At 63.7% G+C, this 14,061-nt stretch carries 18 protein-coding genes and 1 other RNA gene; 8 read left to right on the top strand and 11 right to left on the bottom strand.

What is annotated here, in order from left to right; translation table 11 throughout:
- Nucleotides 1–21: 21 nt before the first annotated feature.
- The 3 genes from FJ978_RS27140 to FJ978_RS27150 form a co-directional block, all read right to left on the bottom strand.
- Nucleotides 22–909 (bottom strand): sigma-70 family RNA polymerase sigma factor, encoded by an 888-nt coding sequence (locus FJ978_RS27140; RefSeq protein ID WP_140575581.1) that lies wholly within the window; start codon nt 907–909, stop codon nt 22–24.
- Between the two features lie 27 nt (nt 910–936).
- Nucleotides 937–1,242: a hypothetical protein gene (locus tag FJ978_RS27145; RefSeq protein ID WP_013894725.1), complete on the bottom strand. Its 306-nt coding sequence runs from the start codon at nt 1,240–1,242 to the stop codon at nt 937–939.
- A 125-nt stretch (nt 1,243–1,367) separates the two neighbouring features.
- On the bottom strand, nt 1,368–1,796 hold the full coding sequence (locus tag FJ978_RS27150; protein ID WP_181176844.1) for a helix-turn-helix domain-containing protein: 429 nt from the start codon (nt 1,794–1,796) through the stop codon (nt 1,368–1,370).
- A 166-nt stretch (nt 1,797–1,962) separates the two neighbouring features.
- On the opposite strand from FJ978_RS27150, the gene FJ978_RS27155 reads away from it, so the two are divergent.
- Complete coding sequence (locus FJ978_RS27155) at nt 1,963–3,765, top strand: chloride channel protein (protein ID WP_013894727.1); 1,803 nt, start codon at nt 1,963–1,965, stop codon at nt 3,763–3,765.
- On the opposite strand, the gene FJ978_RS27160 is transcribed toward FJ978_RS27155, so the two are convergent.
- The 4 genes from FJ978_RS27160 to FJ978_RS27175 all read right to left on the bottom strand — a co-directional run bounded on the left by FJ978_RS27160 (nt 3,762) and on the right by FJ978_RS27175 (nt 5,592).
- Nucleotides 3,762–3,980: a ribbon-helix-helix domain-containing protein gene (locus FJ978_RS27160; protein ID WP_013894728.1), complete on the bottom strand. Its 219-nt coding sequence runs from the start codon at nt 3,978–3,980 to the stop codon at nt 3,762–3,764. The two genes, FJ978_RS27155 and FJ978_RS27160, sit on opposite strands and share 4 nt — an antisense overlap.
- Nucleotides 3,981–4,004: 24 nt before the next feature.
- Nucleotides 4,005–4,199, bottom strand: coding sequence for a DUF4169 family protein (locus FJ978_RS27165; protein WP_013894729.1), 195 nt, complete (start codon nt 4,197–4,199; stop codon nt 4,005–4,007).
- 16 nt (nt 4,200–4,215) lie between these two features.
- Entirely contained in the window at nt 4,216–4,755 is a 540-nt protein-coding gene (locus FJ978_RS27170; RefSeq protein ID WP_013894730.1) for an SspB family protein, read from the bottom strand.
- A gap of 147 nt (nt 4,756–4,902) precedes the next feature.
- Nucleotides 4,903–5,592, bottom strand: coding sequence for a TetR/AcrR family transcriptional regulator (locus FJ978_RS27175; protein WP_013894731.1), 690 nt, complete (start codon nt 5,590–5,592; stop codon nt 4,903–4,905).
- Between the two features lie 189 nt (nt 5,593–5,781).
- Between FJ978_RS27175 and FJ978_RS27180 the strand changes: the two genes are divergently transcribed.
- Complete coding sequence (locus FJ978_RS27180; protein WP_013894732.1) at nt 5,782–6,987, top strand: multidrug effflux MFS transporter; 1,206 nt, start codon at nt 5,782–5,784, stop codon at nt 6,985–6,987.
- Nucleotides 6,988–7,033: 46 nt separating this feature from the next.
- On the opposite strand, the gene FJ978_RS27185 is transcribed toward FJ978_RS27180, so the two are convergent.
- Nucleotides 7,034–7,585, bottom strand: coding sequence for an AAA family ATPase (locus tag FJ978_RS27185; RefSeq protein ID WP_140575587.1), 552 nt, complete (start codon nt 7,583–7,585; stop codon nt 7,034–7,036).
- A 110-nt stretch (nt 7,586–7,695) separates the two neighbouring features.
- Nucleotides 7,696–8,055, bottom strand: a transfer-messenger RNA (tmRNA) gene (ssrA, locus tag FJ978_RS27190).
- A gap of 168 nt (nt 8,056–8,223) precedes the next feature.
- Between ssrA and FJ978_RS27195 the strand changes: the two genes are divergently transcribed.
- Nucleotides 8,224–8,535 (top strand): DUF2853 family protein, encoded by a 312-nt coding sequence (locus tag FJ978_RS27195; RefSeq protein WP_013894734.1) that lies wholly within the window; start codon nt 8,224–8,226, stop codon nt 8,533–8,535.
- Between the two features lie 356 nt (nt 8,536–8,891).
- Entirely contained in the window at nt 8,892–9,686 is a 795-nt protein-coding gene (locus FJ978_RS27205) for a thymidylate synthase (RefSeq protein ID WP_013894735.1), read from the top strand.
- Nucleotides 9,687–9,695: 9 nt separating this feature from the next.
- Here FJ978_RS27205 and FJ978_RS27210 read toward each other — a convergent pair whose 3' ends face one another.
- Nucleotides 9,696–9,905, bottom strand: a complete 210-nt coding sequence (locus tag FJ978_RS27210; protein WP_013894736.1) for a molybdopterin-binding protein — start codon at nt 9,903–9,905, stop codon at nt 9,696–9,698.
- A gap of 148 nt (nt 9,906–10,053) precedes the next feature.
- On the opposite strand from FJ978_RS27210, the gene modA reads away from it, so the two are divergent.
- The 4 genes from modA (at nt 10,054) to FJ978_RS27230 (ending at nt 13,108) form a co-directional block, all read left to right on the top strand.
- On the top strand, nt 10,054–10,848 hold the full coding sequence (modA, locus tag FJ978_RS27215; protein ID WP_140575589.1) for a molybdate ABC transporter substrate-binding protein: 795 nt from the start codon (nt 10,054–10,056) through the stop codon (nt 10,846–10,848).
- 26 nt (nt 10,849–10,874) lie between these two features.
- On the top strand, nt 10,875–11,579 hold the full coding sequence (gene modB / locus FJ978_RS27220; protein ID WP_140575592.1) for a molybdate ABC transporter permease subunit: 705 nt from the start codon (nt 10,875–10,877) through the stop codon (nt 11,577–11,579).
- A complete protein-coding gene (gene modC, locus FJ978_RS27225; RefSeq protein ID WP_140575595.1) occupies nt 11,576–12,688 on the top strand; it encodes a molybdenum ABC transporter ATP-binding protein in 1,113 nt (370 codons plus the stop codon). The genes modB and modC overlap by 4 nt, the downstream gene beginning before the upstream one ends.
- 78 nt (nt 12,689–12,766) lie before the next feature.
- Nucleotides 12,767–13,108 (top strand): winged helix-turn-helix domain-containing protein, encoded by a 342-nt coding sequence (locus FJ978_RS27230; RefSeq protein ID WP_023765062.1) that lies wholly within the window; start codon nt 12,767–12,769, stop codon nt 13,106–13,108.
- Between the two features lie 85 nt (nt 13,109–13,193).
- Here the strand turns inward: FJ978_RS27230 and cobF are convergent, their stop codons facing one another.
- Nucleotides 13,194–13,958 carry a precorrin-6A synthase (deacetylating) gene (gene cobF / locus FJ978_RS27235; RefSeq protein WP_140575599.1) on the bottom strand — a complete coding sequence of 255 codons (765 nt, stop codon included), beginning with the start codon at nt 13,956–13,958 and terminating at the stop codon, nt 13,194–13,196.
- Between the last annotated feature and the right edge of the window lie 103 nt (nt 13,959–14,061).

Genomic DNA, 14,061 nt, shown 5'->3' on the forward strand with positions numbered 1-14,061 from the left:
TCTTGCTGTCCGAAATCGTTTTTATAGGACGGACATTTCGGCGCCGTCCGCGGCATAGCGGGCGTGGCGGAAGTCGCGGATGGCGGCAAGCTTGCCGTCTTGCCAGGCCAGCAGGATGAAATAGGTGGGCCGTGCGCCCGGGTCGTTGGCGTCGCTGACGAGGATTGCCGGCCTGTCTTCGACGAACCCCGGCACGAAGCACCAGTCCTGCACGCGGGAATAGTTGCTGAAATAGGTGCCGACTTCCTTGCGGCCGTTCAACCGCGTCCTGGCCACCAGTTCGAGCCGGACTTCATCGGCCAGCATGTCGCGCACCGCGTCGAAATCGCGGGCGTTGAAGCGATCGATGTAAGCATCGAGCAGCAGACGTTCCGCAGCGCTCAATCTCGGAACAGGGCGGTCGTCCTGTTCGTCAGCGAGTTCGCGCAACCGGCCCCGGCCGCGATGCAGCGCGGCCTTGATCGCCGGGACGCTGGCATCGAGCGTGGCGCTGATCTCCTGCAGCGAATAGCCGAGAACATCCATCATGATGACGCTGCTTCGCTGCGCCACGGGAAGGCGCATGAAGGTGTGCAGCGCGGCAGAAGCGGCCTGACGGTCAACGGTAGGGTTTGCCGGGTCGACGATCATGTCCGGATCCTCATCGGAATGGACCTTTTCACGGGCGCGGCGGCGCAGGAAATCGAGCGCCGTGTTGTGGGCGATGCGAAACAGCCACCCTTCCGGGTTGGCGATCGGCCCGGCATCGGCCAAGGCCTGGAATGCCTTGGCCAGCGCCTCCTGCAGCACGTCCTCGCCGTCGATGACCGAGCCCGTCATGCGGGCGCAGTAACGGTGCAGCTTGGGGCGCAGCTCCCCAGACAGGCGCTCGAAAAGCGCGCTGTGCCGGTCAGCAACGGGAATGGTCATGCGTCTCCCATCCTGCGACGTCCTCGGTTACGCATCCAGCATCCGGTAACTGCCCACCACGGTCATCTCGTCGCGCTGCGGACGTTCGCTGCAACGATCCCGGATGCCGTTTTGAAATGCCTCAAATGCGGCCAGTCCGGTGATGATGTCGGCATGGGCATCGGTTTGCGTCTCGACCAGATGGACGAATGTCCCGTCGCCGGAGCGCAATGTCATATAGCGAACGCCGTTCGGCGATTTGTCGTGCAACTCCTGGAAAACGGCCTTGACCAACCGCTCGTTCTCGTCGGCCCGTTCCGGTTTCGTCTTGTAGCGTATCAGATGGCGTTTCATCTCTGGCCTTCCTCTGGATTGTACGCGCCCCTTTTCGGGCTCTCACCACCGAGACGTTGCGGAGAGGCCAAAGGATGCGGGGCGTCGTGAAAATATAGGCGCCGTCCGCGCAAGACGTTCGAGCATCACTCGCCGTCCCGATCGAGCAGGCGCCGCAGCATGGGCTCTATGCGCGAGAGTTCGTCGAGATGGACCGCCGACAGCTCGGCCAGGCAATCGTCGGCGCGCTCGGTCAGCCGCAGCAGCACGCGGCGATGGTCGTCCTTGTCCTGGTCGCGTACGACCAGCCCCGCCTCGCCGAGGCGGTTGACCAGTTCGACGGCGCTGTGGTGGCGGATGCGCAGCCGCTCCGCCAGATCGCCGACCGTCACCGGTCCGCCGCCCGGAAAACCCTTGATCGCCAGCAGCGCCTGGTGCTGGCGCGGCGTCAGGCCGGCGTCTTCGGCCTGGATCTGGCTGAATTCGAGGAAGCGGCGGATCAGGTAGCGAAACTCCGACAGCCGCTGGTAGTCGGACTGCTTGATGGCGGGGCGTGATTTCCTGGGCTGCGTCATAGCGGATATTTGTTCGGTTTCCGGCGAAAGCTCAAACGGATTTCGAGCAGAACCCGCTTGAATATTTATATCGTGTTACGATACATAGCCAACCGACAAAGCCGGCTGGCCGCTTCGACCGTGCCGCGCGTGCGAGATACGGCCCGGTGCCAGGAAGCAAACCATCATGAAGACCCATCAACCCAATCCCGATCATCTCAGGGATTTTACCACCGATGCCAGAGTGCTGCTGGTTGCCGCCATCGCCGTCGTGGTGGCGACAGCGGGGCTGTTTGCCGGCATCGTGCTGTTGAAGCTGATCCGGCTTGCCACCAACATTGCCTATTTCGGCCAGTTCTCGCTTGCCGACCTGAAGCTGCAGGATACGCCGCTTGGGCTTGCCGCCGTCCTCGTTCCGGTTGTCGGCGCACTGATCATCGGCCTGATGGCGCGCTACGGCAGCGAGAAGATCCGCGGCCACGGCATTCCCGAAGCGATCGAGGCGATCCTGCTCGGGCGCTCGAAACTCGACGCCAAGGTGGCGATCCTGAAGCCGCTGTCGTCGGCGATCTCGATCGGCTCCGGCGGTCCGTTCGGCGCCGAAGGCCCGATCATCATGACGGGCGGCGCGATCGGCTCGCTGATCGCGCAGATGCTGCCGGTCAGCGACAATGAACGCAAGACGCTGCTGGTGGCGGGCGCCGCGGCCGGCATGACGACCGTGTTCGGCACGCCGATCGCCGCCATCATGCTGGCGGTCGAACTGCTGCTTTTCGAATGGACGCCGCGCAGCTTCATTCCCGTCGCAGTCGCGGCAATCATCGCCGAGGTCGAGCGCACCCTGCTGCATCTGCCCGGGCCGATCTTCCCGTTCGAGGGCGGCATGGCGGTCTCGTTCACCGGGCTTGGCGGCTGGGTTCTGGTCGGCATCTGCGCCGGCCTGTTGTCGGGGCTTTTGACGCAGATGGTCTATGCCTGCGAGGACGCCTTCCAGAAACTGCCCATCCACTGGATGTGGTGGCCGATGATCGGCGGCCTGGTGGTCGGCATCGGCGGGTTGATCGAGCCGCGGGCACTCGGCGTCGGCTATGACAACATTTCGGACATGCTGAACGGCCACACGCTTGCCACCGCCGCACTCCTCCTGCTGGTGGTCAAGGCCATCATCTGGTCAGTGGCGCTCGGTTCGGGAACGTCCGGGGGCGTGCTGGCGCCGCTGTTGATCATGGGCGGGGCGATGGGGGCGGTGCTCGCCGGTTTCCTGCCGGCGGCGGATCCGGGCTTCTGGGCACTGCTGGCGATGGCTGCCACCATGGGCGGCACGATGCGGGCGCCGCTGACAGCCACTTTCTTCGCTGTCGAGTTGACCGGCAACACCCATGTGCTGGTGCCGCTGATCGCGGCTTGTGCGGCGGCGCACGCCGTCACCGTGCTCCTGATGAAGCGTTCGATCCTGACCGAGAAGATCGCGAGGCGAGGGCACCATCTGGTGCGCGAATATCGCGTCGATCCCTTTGCACTGACCAGGGTGCGCGAGGTGATGACCACGCAGGTCGAGAGCGTACCGGCGACGATGACGCTGCATGGCGCTGCGGCCTTCCTGACCGCACCGGAAACGCGGCATCCGAGCTTCCCGGTGATCGACGAGAACGGGCATGTGCTCGGCCTCATCGATCCGCCGGCGATCCTGCGCTGGCGGCGCGCCGGAACCCACCGCACCACGACGCTCGGCGCGTTGCTTGCCGGGAGCAAGGTGACGCTGGCCTATCCGGACGAGTATCTGGAAGGCCTCTCCGACAAGCTGCTGACCGCCAACGTGTCGCATCTGCCGGTCGTCACCCGCGAAGGCCTGCAACTGGTGGGCTATGTCGGCTGGAAGGATCTGATGCGCGTGCGGTCTCGCAAACAGGCGGAAGAGCGTGAGCGTTCGACCTTGCTTGGCTTCGGCGGCAGGCGCAGGCAAAAGGCGGACGCTGTGGAGGAAGGCTAGGCGCCGCGCTTCGCCCATTCCAGGACATGCAGCCTCAGCGCCGAGGACAGGTTGGTGTCGCGCGGCCGCGTCTCGTCGACTTCGGCGACGAGAGCGGCAAGCGTCAGCTTCCTGGCCGCGGCGATGGCGACGAGATCGTCATAGAAGGGCTTTTCGAGGGAATAGCTGGTGCGATGGCCGCGAATGGTCACGGAGCGCTTTTCGACGACGCTCACGGTCGGACGCTCATGGCCGGACGCTCATTGGTCGTCGCTGTCGGACGGCTCGAGGCGATGGCCGGCGACGAATTTGTCGGCCTTGTCGGCGATCAGCCGGTCGCGCTGCTTGTCCGCCTTGGAACGGCCGTGCAGCGCCCGGTTCTGTTCGGCGACGCGCAGCTTCTCGTCCCGCGCCCTCTGCTTGCGAGCCTGGCGTAGGTTGACGATGTCGGCCATGGCGCGAACCGTGGGCTTATTTCTTGCGGAAAGCGTCGAGCGAAACCACTTCGGCGCCTTTGGCGGCGGCGTCGCCCGCGGCCGGCTTCTTCTCCGGCTCGGCGGCAGCCTTCTTCTCGGCCTTGGTCTTTTTCTCGGAGACTATGGTCAGCGGTTCGGGCGTGGCCTGGTCTTCCAGTTCCTCGGTCGCCGCACCTTCGGTCTTGACGTCGAATTCGAGCTCGAAGTTGACCGATGGATCGTAGAAGCCGCGCACGGCGGAGAACGGAATTTCGAGCTTCTCCGGCACATCGGAGAAGGACAGGCCAACCTCGAAACCAGTGTCGGTCACCTTCAGGTCCCAATACTGGAACTGGATGACGATGGTCATCTGCTCGGGATACCGCTCGCGCAGGCGCGACGACACGCGCACGCCGGGCGCGCCGGTCAGGAAGGTGATGAAGAAATGATGGTTGCCGGGGAGGCCGGTGCGCGCGACCTCGGCCAGGACCTTGCGCATGACGCCGCGCAACGCCTCCTGGGCCAGAATGTCGTAGCGGATATGGTCGTCGGCCATGTGGTGGTCGGGTTCCGTTGAATCGTCCGCATAGCTGTAATCAAGCTTGAGCGCGGCGTAAACCGCATATAGACCGCCGCCGCGCCGAAGCCAGAGTTATTGCGAACGATTTGATCGGCAAGCCGGCTTCGCGGCAATCCCAAAATGTCAGGCGTTAGCCAGCGCAGCGTGCTTCTTGACGCCGGTCGGGGAAGGGCGCTTGCCGAAAGCGCGCAGGAAGGTGCGCACGCCATTCGTTGCCGATTGCACAACCTCGTCTTCGCCCGGCGTGCCGCCAAGCATGAACGTTGTCTGCAGTTCGGCGTTGACAAGGCCAAGGAACTGGCGCGCCGCCACGTCGGGATCCTCGATCGTGAGGTATCCGCCATAGGCAAGGCGGGCGAAGCGGGCAGCAATCGCCGGCCATGTCCGGCCCGGTCCCTGTTCGCGCCACTCGGCGAAAAGTTCCGGGTAGCGCTCGCCTTCGGTCTGGATCAGCTTGCGCAGGAATTTTCCGTCGCGGTTGCAGATGCAATTCTGGTTCAGTCGCACGGCAAAGCCGATCAGGTCCGCTTCGAGATCGCCGGGCTGGTCGGGAAAGGTGGCAATGGTGGCAAAAATACCGGCGTTGCAGCGCTCGGTGAGGTCGCGCACCACCGCCATGAACAGCTTTTCCTTGTCGCCATGGTGGTTGTAGACGGTTTGACGCGATACGCCGGCCTCGGCGGAGATCAGGTCGATATTGGCGCCGGCGAAACCCTCGCGGCAAAACACGCCCGCAGCGGCATCGACGATCGATATGCGCTTGGCCTCATGGCCGCGTGGCGGGAAAGTGTCAGGAGAAACGCCCAGTCTCATGAAAATCTATATAGAGGTGATTGACGATTTAGACAAGAGTGTCTAAATTTGTGGACACGATACAAAGGGATTTCACTCCTGGGAGGCGAAAGGAATTCGCTCTCGGAGAGTCGGAATCCCGTGGGATGGAACGTCCTAGGGTTAGACGTCGCCTGGCGGCGGCAACCAGATTCGAAAGAAGCCAATATCATGAGTCCCAAATTCCTCCGCATCGCGGTCGTGCTCGGCCTGTTGTCCGCCATCGGCCCGTTCGCGATCGACATGTATCTTCCGGCCCTGCCGTCGATCGGCGAGGATCTGCATGCCAGCACGGCCGCCGTGCAGATGAGCCTGCTGATCTTTTTCCTGTCGATGGGCTTCGGCCAGATCGTCGTCGGGCCGATCTCCGACATGGTCGGCCGCAAGCTGCCGCTCTATGGCGGGCTTGCGCTGTTCATGGTCGGCGGTATCGGCTCGGCCATGGCGCCGACCATCGAGTGGCTGATCGCCTTCCGCTTCCTGCAGGGGCTTGGCGCCAGCGCCGGCATGGCCGTGCCGCGCGCCATCGTGCGCGACCTGCATACGGGCAATGAGGCCGCCAAGCTAATGTCGCTGTTGATGCTGGTGTTTTCGGTGTCGCCGATCCTGGCGCCGCTGACCGGCAGCCAGATCATCGAGAGTTTCGGCTGGCGCGCCGTGTTCTGGACGGTGACCGGCGCCGCAGCCCTTGCCACGATCCTGCTCGCGACCTCGCTCAAGGAGACGCGGCCGGCGGAGGAACGCGTCGGTTCCTCCTTCGGAACCGCGCTTGCCGGCTACCGCTTCCTGATGGGTGACCGCAACTTCCTTGGCCTGGTGGCGATCGCAGGCTTCGGCATTGCGAGCTTCTTCGTCTACCTGTCGAGCTCGTCCTTCATCCTGATCGACCATTACGGGCTGTCGCCTTCGGTCTACAGCGTGTTCTTCTCGATCAACGCGGTGGCCTTCATCGGCATGTCGCAGCTGACGGGATTGCTGGCCGAGCGGTTCGGGCTGCGGCGCGTGGTGCGTGTCGCGGTGACCGGCTATGCGACGACGATGGTGGTGCTGTTCGCGGTGATGGCGACCGGCGTCGACCGGCTCGACGTGATGGCGGCACTGCTGTTCGTCGGTTACGGCTTCCTCGGCCTGGTCATCCCGACCACGTCGGTGCTGGCCATGGAAGAGCATGGCGAGATCGCCGGCACGGCGTCGGCGCTGATGGGCACGCTCCACTTCGCCATCGGCGCGCTGGCCATGGGCGTCGCCGGCGTGTTCTTCGACGGCACGCCGCTGCCGATGGTCGCCGGCATCACGCTGTGCGCCGTGATTTCCTTCACGCTAGCCAAGATCACGCTCGGCCGCTCGCGTGAGGCGGTCGAAGCGCCGGCCGAATAGGCACTGCTCGCAAGCACATGAAAAGGCCGGGTTTTCCCGGCTTTTTTCATACCAATCCTGTCTCGGTCAATACGAAGCGCAGCCGCGCTTCGACTGGCGCCAGGGGCAGCGGAACCAGTTCATAACCCAATTCCCCGTAGACGCCGACCAGCGCATGATAGGTGCGCTCGGCCTCGTCGAGCGTCTGCTTACGCTCTTCGTCCTGCGCGAAGATTTCCGGCCAAGGCGGGGCGACGAAGACGCGCGGGCTGTAGCGGAAGTGCTTGGCGGCGGCGCTGATATGCTCCGGCGCCGGCAAGCCGATCAGCCGGAGATAGCCAAGCGTGTCGGGCACGCCGCGATCGAAGAAGACCGGCCCCTTCTGTTCGATCGCGTGCCGATACGAGCGCATCTCCCATGACAGCATCAGTTCGGCGAACAGGGCGCGATCGTGCCAGGGCAGGGCGGATCCACCGATGGCCGACTGGTCGCGGATGACGCCACGCCCGGCCTCGATGGATGTCGCATAGCCTGCCTGACGTAAGGCTTCGATCAGGGTGGTCTTGCCTGAACCGGGGCCGCCGGTCAGCACGAAGAATCGATCCGAATCGTTTTGCATTTTTTTGCCTATGGGAGAGAGGCGCCCGGCGCCACGGCTCGGGTCACGCGGGCCGGACAAAGGCCGGCGCGGACTTGCCGTTGCGCGTGTCGGATGTCGAGAGGGGGAGAAGTGGAGGTTTCTGTTGCCAGGTACCTCCGAACCCCGCCTAGAAGTGCGAACCCCTAGGGCTTGATTTGAAGCTATCGCACTGCATTAAGCAGCGAGACGTGCTTCCGCATAGTTGTCGTTGGCAACTATAAGTTTAGCCCGATGACGGTGGTACAATGCCGGGCAAAAGTACGATCTTTACACCTTCGTCGATCCTATTTCGCCCCCAGCAAAAACCGCTCTGTCCTAACAGCGGCTTTTGGTGGAGGCGCCGGGTACCGCCCCCGGGTCCGAACGGCTTATTTCATCGCCCATTTATCGCCATAGTCGGTCAAGCCGACAAACCGAATATAGGGGGCTGCCGCCAGAAATGAAAGGGCGCAATGGTGCTTTGTCGGTGTGTCAAATCGCGACGCCCGAGGGTTGACTTGGGCACGGTCTCAACCGAAGCTTTGCCGCGGTGAGGAGTTATCGACCAAGCGCACAGATTGCGAAGCGCGCCACAGCCCTCATCGATCGGATCGGTGGCGCCGACGAGGGGAATTTTGATGGCCGACTATCTTGCGGATGTGAAGAAGTATGACACCGCGGCAAACGCCGCCGCGGTCGAAAAGATCGTCAAGCACCTTGGCATCGCGCTGAGAAACCGCGATTCCTCGCTGGTGTCCTGCACGGACCCGAAGGAACTCGAACGCGTCCGGGAGAGCTGGGTCGCCAAGAAACTCGGCGTCAGCGATGCCGCGAAAGCCGACGCCGCGATCCAGAAGACCTGCACGGCGATGCACGCGGACAACACCAAGAGCCGCGTGACCTTCTACTATCTGGTGGCCAAGGATCTGGGCAAGCTCGGCTCGCTCTGACGATCGCACCAACTGGCTGACGCGGGGCTGGGCAGTCGGTTCAGGTTGACCTTCACTTCACCAGGCGTCAGCGCCGCCCCTCATCTGGCTGCCGCCATCTTCTCCCCGTATAGTGACGGGGAGAAGGGCGCTGTCTTTGACGTTTTCGCCAATCTCGAGCGTTGTAAGTAGGGCGCCAGCGTTGCGGCCAGCACCTTTCTCCCCGTCACTATACGGGGAGAAATGCCCGGCAGGGCAATGAGGGGCGGCACAAACGCTGGGAAGAATGGTGGTGCAAGCGACGCCCGTCGTTTTGCTGTGTTCGACGGGCTGTCCGGCAGCTATAATGCCTGCACACTCGAATCGAGCCGGAACCGATGCGCCAGTATCTCGACCTCTTGCAGCATGTGCTGGAAAACGGCGCCGATCGCGGCGACCGCACGGGCACCGGCACGCGTTCCGTCTTCGGCTACCAGATGCGTTTCGATTTGGCGCGCGGCTTCCCGGTCACCACCACCAAGAAGCTGCACCTGAAGTCGATCATCCATGAACTGCTGTGGTTCCTGGCCGGCGACACCAATATCAAATACCTGACTGACAACGGCGTTTCCATCTGGGACGAATGGGCCGACGAGAATGGCGACCTCGGTCCGGTCTATGGCAAGCAATGGCGCTCCTGGCCGGACGGCCATGGCGGCTCGATCGACCAGATCGCGAATCTTTTGAAGGAGATACGCCGCAATCCTCAATCGCGGCGACTGATCGTCTCAGCCTGGAATCCGGCCGAGGTCGAGGCCATGGCGCTGCCGCCGTGCCACTGCATGTTCCAGTTCTACGTGTCCGAGGGCCGGCTTTCCTGCCAACTCTATCAGCGCTCCGCCGACATCTTCCTCGGTGTTCCCTTCAACATCGCTTCCTATGCCTTGCTGACGCTGATGGTGGCGCAGGTGACCGGGCTGAAGCCGGGTGATTTCGTCCACACGCTGGGTGACGCGCATCTCTACTCCAACCATTTCGAGCAGGCGCGCGAGCAGTTGCGGCGCACGCCGAGGGCGCTGCCGACAATGTGGATCAACCCGGAGGTGAAGGACCTGTTCGCCTTCCGCTTCGAGGATTTCCGGCTGGAAAACTACGTCGCCGACGCGTCGATCAAGGCGCCCATCGCGGTCTGAACCGCGGCTTCAATCTACTCCGACCATCACGTCCGAGGCCTTGACCACGGCGTAGGCCTGCTTGCCTTTTTCGAGCTTCAGGTCGGTAACGGCCTCGTTGGTGATCGAGGCGGTGACGATGGCGCCGCCGCCGATGTCGATCCTGACGTGCGAGGTGGTGGCGCCTTTGGCGATCTCGGTGATGGTTCCCTTGAGGATATTGCGAGCGCTGATCTTCATCGAAGGTCCTTTCCAAGTCTTTTCTTTGCCCGTTTTACCAGAACAATCGATATCGGGAAGGATGTCGGGCCTTCCCTTGTTATATTCATGCGGATATATCGGTTGTCAGGCCTTGAGCCGCACGGATTTCAAACCAGGGAGAGTTTCGATGAAGCGCAAAGGTCTGGGGTTGCGGGCGATCGCCATTGGCGGTTTCGCGGCGGCGTTGATGGCGGCGGTGCCAATAGCGCACGCGGAAGACAAGGTCGTGGTGTTTGCGGCCGCCAGCCTCAAGGACGCGCTCGACGCGGTGAACAAGGCCTGCGAGGCCGATGTCGGCGAGGCCGCGACCGTCTCCTATGCGGCGAGCTCGGCACTGGCCAAGCAGATCGAGGGCGGGGCGCCGGCCGATGTCTTCATCTCGGCCGACCTCGACTGGATGAAATATCTCTCCGACAAGAAGCTGATCAAGCCCGACACCGAATTGAAGCTGCTCGGCAACGAGATCGTGCTGGTGGCGCCGAAAGATTCGACTGCTAAAGCCAAGATCGAGAAGGGGTTTGACCTCGCCAGGCTGGTTGGCGACGGCAAGCTCGCCATGGGTGACGTCAAGGCGGTGCCGGCCGGCAAATACGGCAAGGCGGCGCTGGAATCGCTCGGTGTCTGGTCTTCGGTCGAGGGCAAGGTGGCGCAGGCCGAGAATGTGCGTGCGGCGCTGAAGCTGGTTTCGACGGGCGAAGCGGCTTTCGGCATCGTCTATGCCACCGACGCGCATGCCGAAAAGGCCGTCAAGGTGGTCGGTACCTTCCCGGAGGATTCGCATCCGCCGATCATCTATCCGGTTGCCCAGACCGCCGATTCGAAGGACAAGGATACGACGGCCTTCCTGAAATGCCTGCAATCCGCCAAAGCCGGCGCGCTTTTCAAGGAGCAGGGCTTCACCGTGCTCACGCCGAGCAACTGACTCTGAAAAGGCCCTGATATCGCAATATGAACTGGCTGCTGGACCTCACTCCCGACGAATGGAATGCGGTCCGGCTGTCGATCAAGGTGGCGACGGTGGCGATGCTCGCCAGCCTGCCGCCCGGCATATTGATCGCGCTTGTGCTTGCGCGGGGAGAATTCTGGGGCAAGACGCTGCTCAACGGGCTGGTGCACCTGCCGCTGATCCTGCCGCCAGTGGTGACAGGCTATCTGCTGCTTTTGACTTTCGGCAAACGCGGGCCGGCCGGCGCCTTCCTAGCCGAGCATTTCGGCATTGTTTTCTCCTTCCGCTGGACGGGTGCGGCTCTTGCTTGCGGCGTCATGGGCTTTCCCCTGATGGTGCGGGCGATCCGTCTGTCGATCGAAGCGGTGGACAGCAGAATCGAGGCGGCGGCAGGGACGCTCGGCGCCAATCCGTTGTGGGTGTTCGCCACCATCACGCTGCCGCTGATCCTGCCCGGGCTGATCGCCGGCGCGATCCTTTCCTTCGCCAAGGCGATGGGCGAGTTCGGCGCGACGATCACCTTCGTCTCCAACATCCCCAACGAGACACAGACGCTGCCTTCAGCGATCTACACCTTCACGCAGGTGCCCGGCGGCGATGAGGGAGCGCTGCGGCTGACGCTGATCTCGATCGTTATCTCGATGGCGGCGCTCGTCGCCTCGGAAGTGCTGGCGCGGCGCGTCGGCCGGCGGATGGATATCGAATGAGCGTCCTCGTCGACATCGGCCACCGGCTCGGCGATTTCGCCATCGACGCCCGCTTCGAGAGCGCCGGGCGGCTGACGGCACTGTTCGGCCCGTCCGGTTCTGGCAAGACGACGCTGATCAACATGATCGCCGGGCTGATCCGGCCCGGCAAGGGGCGCATCGAGGTCGACGGCCGCGCGCTGGTCGACACGGATGCCGGCATTTTCGTGCCGAAGCACAGGCGCCGCATCGGCATGGTGTTCCAGGATGCGCGACTGTTTCCGCATATGAGCGTGGCCGGCAATCTGCGCTATGGCCGCTGGTTCACGCCGGCTGGCGAGCGCTACGCCGACATGGACGCGGTTGTCGACCTGCTCGGCATCGCTCCGCTTCTGGACAGGCGACCGGCAAGGCTGTCGGGCGGCGAGAGACAGCGCGTGGCGATCGGCCGGGCGCTGCTGGCCAGCCCCAGGCTGCTGCTCATGGATGAGCCGCTGGCCTCGCTGGACGAGGCGCGCAAGGCCGAGATCCTGCCCTATATCGAGCGGCTGCGCGATGAGACGAAGATCCCGATCGTCTATGTCAGCCATTCGATCGTCGAAGTGGCGCGGCTGGCCAGCGATGTGGTGACGCTGGCGCAAGGCAAGGTCGTTGCCAGCGGCCCGACCGAGGCCGTCATGCAAAGGCTCGACCTGCTGCCCGCGGAAGAGCGCGGCGAGGGCGGCGCCGTGCTCGACACGAAGGTGCTGCGCCATGACGAGGCTTTCGGCATGACCGTGCTCGGCTCGGCCGCCGGCGAGATCCGCGTGCCGCGATTGGCCGTGACGGCAGGAGCGCCGGTGCGCATCCGCATCCGCGCCCGCGACGTCATGATCGCCACCGAACAACCAAAGGGCCTCAGCGCGCTCAACATCCTGCCCGGAACGATCGTGGCGATCAGCCCGGGCGAGGGGCCGGCGGTCGAGGTCGGCATCGACTGCAATGGCGCAACGGTGCTTGCCCGCATCACCGAGCAGTCGCGGCAGGCGCTGAAGCTGCGGCTGGGCGGCAAGGTTTTCGCGGTGGTCAAGACGGTGAGCTTCGATCGGGCCAACACCAGCGCCGGTTTGCCGTTCGAGGTCGATGGCTGACAGGCGCGGCGATCGGCGCTATGTTGATTTGGAATAACGGTATCGCCACGGCAAGATGGTGATCGCGGAGGAGCAAAGATGCCGTCGTTGAGCTTGCGGATAAATCTCGATCCCGACGGTCGGATCGGCCCGGGCAAGATCGAGCTGCTGGAGCAGATCGCCTCCTTCGGCTCGATTTCGGCCGCCGCGCGCGGCATGGAGATGTCCTACAAACATGCCTGGGACCTGGTCGAGGACATGAACCGCGTGTTCGGCAAGCCGTTGGTTTCGGCACAGACCGGCGGCCGCAAGGGTGGCGGCGCGCAACTGACGGCGGTCGGCCTGGCGGTGGTCAGCCGTTTCCGCGCCATCGAGCGCGCGGCGGCCGCGGCGGCAGCGACGCATATGGAGGCACTGCAGGCGGAGATCGATGCTGGGTAGGCAGTAGGGCAGTAGGGAGGTAATCCGTAGCTGTTTTCCAGCACAAAAAATCCTTCACCTACTGCCCTACTGCCCTACTGCCTTCCTATTCGCCTGGCTTGCGCAGCAGATACGTATCCATGATCCAGCCCTTTTGCCGGCGGGCTTCCTCGCGGGTCTGTTCGATCCTGGCGCCGACGTCACCAAGGCGGCCTGAAATGAGGATCTCGTCCGGTGTGCCGAGATAGGCGCCCCAATGGATGGTGACATCCTGGTCGGTCAGCGTGTTGAAGGCGCATTTGCCGTCCAGCATGACGATGGTGCTGCCGGCATTTTCGGCCAGGCCCTCTTCGGTAAGCCTGCGGCCGGTGGTGACCAGGATGGAATCGCCGATGCGGTTCAGTGCCATCTTGTGGCTGGCGGCCAGCGCCTGGATGGCGGTGATGCCGGGGATGACCTCCAGTTCGAAGGCGACATTGCCCCTCAGCCGCACGCGCTCGAGGATGCGCAAGGCGCTGTCGTAGAGCGAGGGATCGCCCCAGATCAGGAAGGCGCCGCAGCCGTCTTCGGCGATCTCGCCGCGGATCAGGCCCTCGTAGATGGCAGCGATGGCTTCGTGCCAGTCGTCGACGGTCGAGCGGTAGGATGGCGCCGGCTCGGCGCGCACCGGCACGTCGAACTCGACGCGGCGCGACTTCGGGTTGGTGACGAAGCGGTCGCAGATCCCGCGCCGCAGGTCGGCAAGGTCGTTTTTCTTCGCGCCCTTGTCGGGAATAAACAGGACGTCCGCCCGGTTCAGGCCGGTTATGGCCTGCACGGTCATGTGGTCGGGATTGCCGGCTCCGATGCCGATGACGAGAAGCGTGCGCATGAAGCGAACTCCTGCCCGATCGGAGCCTGTTAGTCCAGACATCGTGGCGCGGTCATGGGATATGGAAGGGCTTTGAAACGCCACGTTGAAACGGCTAGGGTCA

This window comes from Mesorhizobium sp. B1-1-7 (assembly GCF_006442705.1).
Lineage (GTDB): Bacteria > Pseudomonadota > Alphaproteobacteria > Rhizobiales > Rhizobiaceae > Mesorhizobium > Mesorhizobium opportunistum.